Consider the following 1,307-nt stretch of genomic DNA (forward strand, 5'->3'; position numbering starts at 1 on the left):
GACGAGCCAGGCTGCAACACTATTCGGTGAGGAGAACACGCATGAACAAGTCCATCCTGATTGGCGCGATCGTGGCTGCACTGGGCATTGGCGGTGGAGTGGCGATCGGCAGCTATACGGCCAGCAACTCAGGCCCTGAATATGCCGATATCGTGGCGGTGGATGCCGTGACGGAAACCGTGACCACCCCGCGCGAGGTCTGTCACAACGAGACCGTGACGCATCAGGCGCCCAGCAAGGACACCCACAATGTCGTCGGCACGGCCGTCGGCGCGATCGTCGGCGGTGTGGTGGGCAATCAGTTTGGCGGTGGCAATGGCAAGAAGGTGCTGACAGCCGCGGGTGCCGTGGGTGGCGGTTATGCCGGCAACCAGATCCAGGGTCAGATGAAGAAGGGCGACACCTACACCACGACTGAGCAGCGCTGCGAAACGGTGCAGGACGCGTCAGACAAGGTGGTCGGCTACGACGTCAAGGTCGACATGGGTGACGAGACCCGCACCGTGCGTCTCGAGGAGAAGCCGGACGTGAAGCGCTTCGAGATCCGTGACGGTGAGCTGGTGTTGCCCCAGCAAGGCTGAGGCCAGCTAGCCGCCAGACAAGAAGACCCCCGACGGATTCCGTCGGGGGTCTTCTTTTTTGGACATCCCGCATTCTGGGCATCCAGCTTTCTGGGCATCCAGTCGCGCCCTGTTCTGTCAGACCGTCAGGTCATCAGCTGGCATCCGCCGTGGCGGGCAATGCCTTGGCGATCTCACGTGCCAACTGCTCGCCGGTCACACGCCAGCCTTCGCCCAGGCTATTGACCAGCGCCGGATAGCCGTCATCCGTCAGGGGAGTCAGCGTCTGGATGTCGCCTTCCTCCAGCACGCTGCCATCCACGCCGCGCAGGCGCCAGCGACCGGTGATGACGGACTGGCCATCGTGGCGGCCGATGAAGCGATCCAGGCTTACGCTCAGGCGTGCGCCCTTGAGGCCGCTCAGGCTGGTATCCGCGATACGGTACTGGCTCAGAGGCTGGGCGGGGCTGGCCTTGAGCTGCGTCAGCAGCTGGCGGGTCAGCATGTCCTGCAGGTCATCGGCCCACAGGTTCTGACTGGCCTGTACCAGCGTGATGTCGTCCGTCTGATAGACCAGACTGCCGCCTTCCAGGTAGCTGGCCAGTTGCACCGGCATCACTTCCAGCAGAGGGGCATCTGCGGCAACGCTGCGCTGGGCGGCGCCAGCCTGTGTCGTTTGCGGCAGCAGGTAGGCGCCACCGGTGGCGGCAGTCGTGCAGCCCGCCAGTGTGCCGAGCATCAGCAAGC

At 64.3% G+C, this 1,307-nt stretch carries 2 protein-coding genes; one reads left to right on the forward strand and one right to left on the reverse strand.

Annotation, left to right across the window (positions count from 1 at the left end):
* Window positions 1-41 precede the first annotated feature (41 nt).
* On the forward strand, window positions 42-581 hold the full coding sequence (locus tag AC4FAH_RS14130) for a glycine zipper 2TM domain-containing protein (RefSeq protein WP_192838454.1): 540 nt from the start codon (window positions 42-44) through the stop codon (window positions 579-581).
* Window positions 582-714: 133 nt separating this feature from the next.
* On the opposite strand, the gene AC4FAH_RS14135 is transcribed toward AC4FAH_RS14130, so the two are convergent.
* Window positions 715-1,307 (reverse strand): PqiC family protein (locus AC4FAH_RS14135; RefSeq protein WP_490246267.1); only part of this gene is annotated, 593 nt, incomplete at its 5' end.

This window comes from Cobetia sp. (genome assembly GCF_983723665.1).

Coding starts and splice junctions, on each gene's coding strand:
- AC4FAH_RS14130 (WP_192838454.1), top strand. CDS start 42: ATGAACAAGTCCATCCTGATTGGCGCGATCGTGGCTGCACTGGGCATT.